The following is a 5,404-nucleotide window of genomic DNA, read 5'->3' on the forward strand; positions in this document are numbered from 1 at the left end:
CGACCACGTCCGGGAGGACGCGGTCGCGGGCGGCGTTCAGCTCGTCGGGGGTCAGAGGATCGACCCCGGCGCGTATCCGGCGGCCTCCGGGTGCTGCTTGGCGATCGCCTCGATACGGGACACCACCGCTGCGACCTGGTCGCCCGCGGCACCCGTGAAGGACAGCTTGTCGGCCATCAGGGCGTCGAGCTGGGCCCGGTCCAGCGGCATCCGCTCGTCGGCGGCCAGCTTGTCGAGCAGCTCGTTGCGCTCGGCGCCCTGCTCGCGCATGGCGAGCGCGGAGGCCACCGCGTGCTCCTTGATGACCTCGTGGGCGGCCTCGCGGCCCACGCCGGCCCGCACCGCGCCCATCAGGACCTTGGTGGTCGCGAGGAAGGGAAGGTAGCGGTCCAGCTCGCGGGCGACGACGGCCGGGAAGGCGCCGAACTCGTCGAGGACCGTCAGGAAGGTCTCCAGCAGGCCGTCGAAGGCGAAGAAGGCGTCCGGGAGGGCCACGCGGCGGACCACGGAGCAGGAGACATCGCCCTCGTTCCACTGGTCGCCGGCCAGCTCGCCGGTCATCGAGGCGTAGCCGCGCAGGATGACCATCAGGCCGTTCACACGCTCGCAGGAGCGGGTGTTCATCTTGTGCGGCATCGCGGAGGAGCCGACCTGGCCGGGCTTGAAGCCCTCGGTCACGAGCTCGTGGCCGGCCATCAGACGGATCGTCTTGGCGATCGACGACGGGGCGGCGGCCAGCTGCACCAGCGCGGTGACCACGTCGTAGTCGAGCGAGCGCGGGTATACCTGGCCCACCGAGGTGAAGGCCTCGGCGAAGCCGAGGTGGGCGGCGATCCGCTGCTCCAGGTCGGCGAGCTTGGCGGCGTCGCCGCCGAGCAGGTCGAGCATGTCCTGGGCGGTGCCGACGGGGCCCTTGATGCCGCGCAGCGGGTAGCGGCCCAGCAGGTCCTCCAGGCGGGCGTAGGCCACCAGCAGCTCGTCGGCCGCGGTGGCGAAGCGCTTGCCCAGGGTGGTGGCCTGTGCGGCCACGTTGTGGGAGCGACCGGCCATGACCAGCTCGGCGTGCTCGCCGGCCAGCTTGCCGAGGCGGGCGAGGACGGCGACCGTGCGGTCCCGGGCGAGCTCCAGCGACAGCCGGATCTGGAGCTGCTCGACGTTCTCGGTCAGGTCGCGGGAGGTCATGCCCTTGTGGACGTGCTCGTGACCGGCGAGGGCGTTGAACTCCTCGATCCGGGCCTTCACGTCGTGCCGGGTGACCTTCTCGCGCTCGGCGATGGAGGCGAGGTCGACGGATTCGAGGACGCGCTCGTAGTCGGCGAGGGCCTCGTCCGGGACCTCGATACCGAGGTCCTTCTGGGCGCGCAGTACGGCGAGCCACAGCCGCCGCTCCAGCGTCACCTTGTACTCGGGGGACCACAGGACGGCGAGCTCCGCGGAGGCGTAGCGGCCGGCCAGGACATTGGGGATGCGGGGCTTGGCAGTCACGTGGAGGGATTCTACTTGGGCCAGGGCTGTGTGTTTACGCAGGTAGGGCCACCACTCGGGATTGTGCCTTGCTACGAGGCGGTGTCTCCGTACGGCCGCAGCTCGGGGCGCTTGGCCGGGCGGCCGTCCCCGGAGGAGCGGCCGGTCAGGCGGCGGCCGATCCAGGGGAGCAGGTGCCGGCGGGCGAAGCTCAGGTCCTGGGCCCGGCGCACGCTCCAGCCGGGGGGAGCCTCGGCCGGCAGTTCGGTGCGCCAGTCCAGTTCGGCGGGCAGGCCCAGTGCCTGCCACACGGCCTCCGCCACCCGGCGGTGGCCCTCGGCGGTCAGGTGCAGCCGGTCGACGTCCCACATCCGGGGGTCCGCGAGCACGGAGGCCCCGTAGAGGTCGACCACCACGGCGCCGTGCTGGGCACCGAGATCCTCGATGGTGGCGAAGAGCTCCTCCATGCGTGGGCGGAAGCGTTCCATCACCGGCCCGTTGCGGCCCGGGGAGCGCATCAGGACGAGGCGCTTGCAGGAGGGGGCGAGGAGCTCCACCGCCGACTCCAGGTGGTCGCGGACACGGCCCATGTCCACCTTGGGGCGCAGGGCGTCGTTGAGCCCGCCCACCAGGGTCACCACGTCGGCGCCCATCGCCGCCGCCACCGGAGCCTGGTCCTCGGCGATCTGGCCGATCAGTTTGCCGCGAACCGCGAGGTTCGCGTAGCGGAAGCCCGGCTCCCGGTCGGCGAGGCGGGCGGCCAGCAGATCGGCCCATCCGCGGTAGGAGCCGTCCGGAAGCAGGTCGGACATGCCCTCGGTGAAGGAGTCACCGATCGCGACGAAACTGGTGTAAGAGGCATTCATCTCCATGGCGGAGTGATGTTACCGCGCGGTACCCCGGCCGCGCACGGCCAGGGATCGCACGTCTCTGACGATCACGGGGCCGCGGGCCTGCCGAACAGCTCCCGCAGCACGTCCTCCATCGTCACCAGGCCCGTCATGGCGCCGTCCGTCCCGAGCACCGCCGCCAGGTGCGTACGGCTGCGCCGCATCGCGGTCAGCGCGTCGTCCAGCGGGGTCTCCGCCCGCACCTGGGCGATCGGCCGAAGCGCCGACACCGGGAAGGGATCGTCCCGGTCCACGTCGTCCACGTCCAGGGCGTCCTTCACATGCAGGTAGCCCAGGATCTTGTGCTGCGCGTCGATCACCGGGAACCGGGAGTACCCGGAGTCGGCCGACAGCAGCTCCAGCCCGCCGGGGGTGATGCCCTCGCGGGCCGTGACCACCCGGTCCGCAGGCAGCACCACGTCGGTCACCGGTCGCCGACCCAGTTCCAGGGCGTCGTGCAGACGCTCGCTCGCCCGGTCGTCGAGGAGCCCCGCGTCACTGGAGTCCTTGACCATCCGGGCCAGCTCGTCGTCCGTGAAGGTCGCGCCGACCTCGTCCTTCACCTCTACCCGCAGCAGGCGCAGCAGGGCGTTGGCGAAGGCGTTGATCGCGAAGATCACCGGCCGCAGCGCCCGCGTGAGGGTCACCAGCGGCGGCCCCAGCAGCAGCGCGGTGCGCACGGGCTCGGCCAGCGCCACGTTCTTCGGCACCATCTCGCCGAAGAGCATGTGCAGGTACGTCGCCAGCGCCAGCGCCACGACGAAGGAGATCGCGTGGGTCACGCCCGCGGGTACCCCGACCAGGTCGAACAGCGGGGTGAGCAGGTGCGCGATGGCCGGCTCGGCCACCACACCCAGCACCAGCGTGCACAGCGTGATGCCCAGCTGGGCCGCCGCCATCAGTGCCGACACGTGCTCCAGGCCCCACAGGACGGCGCGTCCGCGCCGGTCGCCCTGCTCGGCGTACGGTTCGATCTGGCTGCGCCGGACCGAGATCAGCGCGAACTCCGCGCCGACGAAGAAGGCGTTGACGACCAGGGTCGCCAGGCCGATGAGCAACTGGATGACGGTCATCGGGCCTCCTCCGTTCCCTCGGTGGGTCCGGCCGGGGCGTGCAGCAGCACGCGCGAGGCCCGACGACCGACGGCGTCCACCACGTCCAGGCGCCAGCCGTCCAGTTCCATCCGGTCGCCGACCGCCGGGATCCGGCCCAGCTCGGTCGCTATCAGTCCGGCCAGGGTCTCGTACGGACCGTCCGGCACGCGCAGTCCGATCAGCCGGAGCTGGTCGGTGCGCGCCGCTCCGTCGGCGGAGTAGAGCAGGTGCCCGGACTCGTCCGTACCGGCCGGGGCCAGATCAGGGGTCTCGTGCGGGTCGTGCTCGTCGCGGACCTCGCCCACGACCTCCTCGACGATGTCCTCCAGCGTCGCCACGCCGGCCGTGCCGCCGTACTCGTCGATGACCACGGCCATCGTCTGCTTGCCGGACAGCCGGTCCAGCAGCCGGTCCACGGTCAGCGACTCCGGTACGAAGAGGGGCTCGCGCAGCAGCTGCGACACGGGACGGCGGCGGCGCTCCGCGGCCGGCAGGGCCAGGACGTCCTTGACGTGGACGGTGCCGACGACGGTGTCGAGGCTGCCCCGGTACACCGGGAAGCGGGACAGGCCGGTGGCCAGCGTCGCGTTCGCCACGTCCTCGGCCGTGGTCTGCACGTCGAGTGCGGTGACCTGGACACGCGGGGTCATCACGTTCTCCGCGGTCAGGTCGGCGAGGTTCAGGGTGCGGACGAACAGCTCGGCCGTGTCCTTCTCCAGCGCTCCCGCCTTCGCCGAGTGGCGCGCGAGGGCGACCAGCTCCTGCGGGGTGCGCGCGGAGGCCAGCTCCTCGGCCGGCTCCAGGCCGAAGCGGCGCACCATGTGGTTCGCGGTGGTGTTGAGGTGGCTGATCAGGGGCTTGAACGCCCGGCTGAAGACCCGTTGCGTGGTCGCCACCCGCTTGGCGATCGCGAGCGGGGAGGAGATCGCCCAGTTCTTGGGCACCAGCTCGCCGACGACCATCAGGACGACGGTCGAGATCACGGTGCCGAGGACCAGGGCGGTGGACGAGGCGGTGCCCGACGAGAGGCCCATGGCCTCGAAGGGGCCCTGGAGCAGGGTGGAGATCGACGGCTTGGAGATCATGCCGATGACCAGGCCGGTGACGGTGATGCCGAGCTGGGCGCCGGAGAGCTGGAACGTCAGGGTGCGGACCGCGGCCAGGGCGCTGTCCGCGCCGCGCTCGCCGCGCTCGACGGCTCCATCGAGCTCGCTGCGTTCGACGGTCGTCAGGGAGAACTCGGCGGCGACGAAGACTCCGCAGACGAGACAGAGCACCAGTGCCACGACGAGGAGGAGCACCTCGGTCATCGGTCGATCACCTCCGTCCCATGATCGGCCAGGAGGCGGGGGATCGCGCGGTGTCGCGAACGGCTGTGTCGGGGACTGGGAGGCTCGCCCATGGGCGGACTCTCACACCTTTCACTCAAGAGGGACCTTTCACCACATGGTAAAGGACGGGCAAAGGGAACGGATCATTCTTTTGGCGGAGCGCGGCCGGATGACCGGATCCGGCCATGACCGAGCTTCCTCTCGGCCCCGCGTCGGCCGCCGGGTCGGGCGCAGTCCTGGCTTTCTGGAAGGCCGCCGCGGAGGGAACGAGTATCAGTGACGATCGCGCCGGGGGCGAGCGTCTTGTCCAGGGCCGCGGAGGGAGGGCATCGGGGCCGTGCTGCCGTCGCCGCCGGGGAGCGGTTCGTGGCACTCGGCGGGCGGTGCGAGGACGCGATCGTGCGCGACCGCAACGAGCGGGCGCACCGGGTGCGGGACGCAGTGGGCTACCGGCCCGCGGAGCAGTGGACGCGCCGGGTCAAGCCGCTCGGCCGGCCGCGGGTGCGGGTGCGGTGCGGGTGCCGGTGCCCATGGTGGGAGCCGGTGGGTGCGGCCGGCCGTGGTGGGGCGGCCGCACCACCAGGACTGGGGGGGGCCCCCCCCCCCCCCCGGGGGGGGGGCCGGC

The 5,404-nt window shown here is 72.0% G+C and carries 4 protein-coding genes and 1 pseudogene; 1 reads left to right on the forward strand and 4 read right to left on the reverse strand.

Annotated elements, in window-relative coordinates:
* Nucleotides 1–51: 51 nt before the first annotated feature.
* From purB to ACWGIU_RS28350, 4 genes are all read right to left on the reverse strand, one after another.
* Nucleotides 52–1,485, reverse strand: coding sequence for an adenylosuccinate lyase (gene purB / locus ACWGIU_RS28335; RefSeq protein ID WP_453710450.1), 1,434 nt, complete (start codon nt 1,483–1,485; stop codon nt 52–54).
* Between the two features lie 71 nt (nt 1,486–1,556).
* Entirely contained in the window at nt 1,557–2,336 is a 780-nt protein-coding gene (locus ACWGIU_RS28340) for an SGNH/GDSL hydrolase family protein (RefSeq protein WP_453710452.1), read from the reverse strand.
* A gap of 65 nt (nt 2,337–2,401) precedes the next feature.
* Complete coding sequence (locus tag ACWGIU_RS28345) at nt 2,402–3,427, reverse strand: hemolysin family protein (protein WP_453710454.1); 1,026 nt, start codon at nt 3,425–3,427, stop codon at nt 2,402–2,404.
* A complete protein-coding gene (locus ACWGIU_RS28350) occupies nt 3,424–4,758 on the reverse strand; it encodes a hemolysin family protein (RefSeq protein WP_453710456.1) in 1,335 nt (444 codons plus the stop codon). Before ACWGIU_RS28350 ends, ACWGIU_RS28345 begins: the two co-directional genes overlap by 4 nt.
* Nucleotides 4,759–4,964: 206 nt before the next feature.
* Here ACWGIU_RS28350 and ACWGIU_RS28355 point away from each other — a divergent pair.
* Nucleotides 4,965–5,268: pseudogene (locus ACWGIU_RS28355) on the forward strand (GNAT family N-acetyltransferase); the annotation flags it as partial.
* Nucleotides 5,269–5,404: the final 136 nt, after the last annotated feature.

This window comes from Streptomyces sp. NPDC054840, from assembly GCF_053611065.1.

Coding starts and splice junctions, on each gene's coding strand:
- ACWGIU_RS28340 (WP_453710452.1), bottom strand. CDS start 2,336: ATGGAGATGAATGCCTCTTACACCAGTTTCGTCGCGATCGGTGACTCC.
- ACWGIU_RS28345 (WP_453710454.1), bottom strand. CDS start 3,427: ATGACCGTCATCCAGTTGCTCATCGGCCTGGCGACCCTGGTCGTCAAC.
- ACWGIU_RS28350 (WP_453710456.1), bottom strand. CDS start 4,758: ATGACCGAGGTGCTCCTCCTCGTCGTGGCACTGGTGCTCTGTCTCGTC.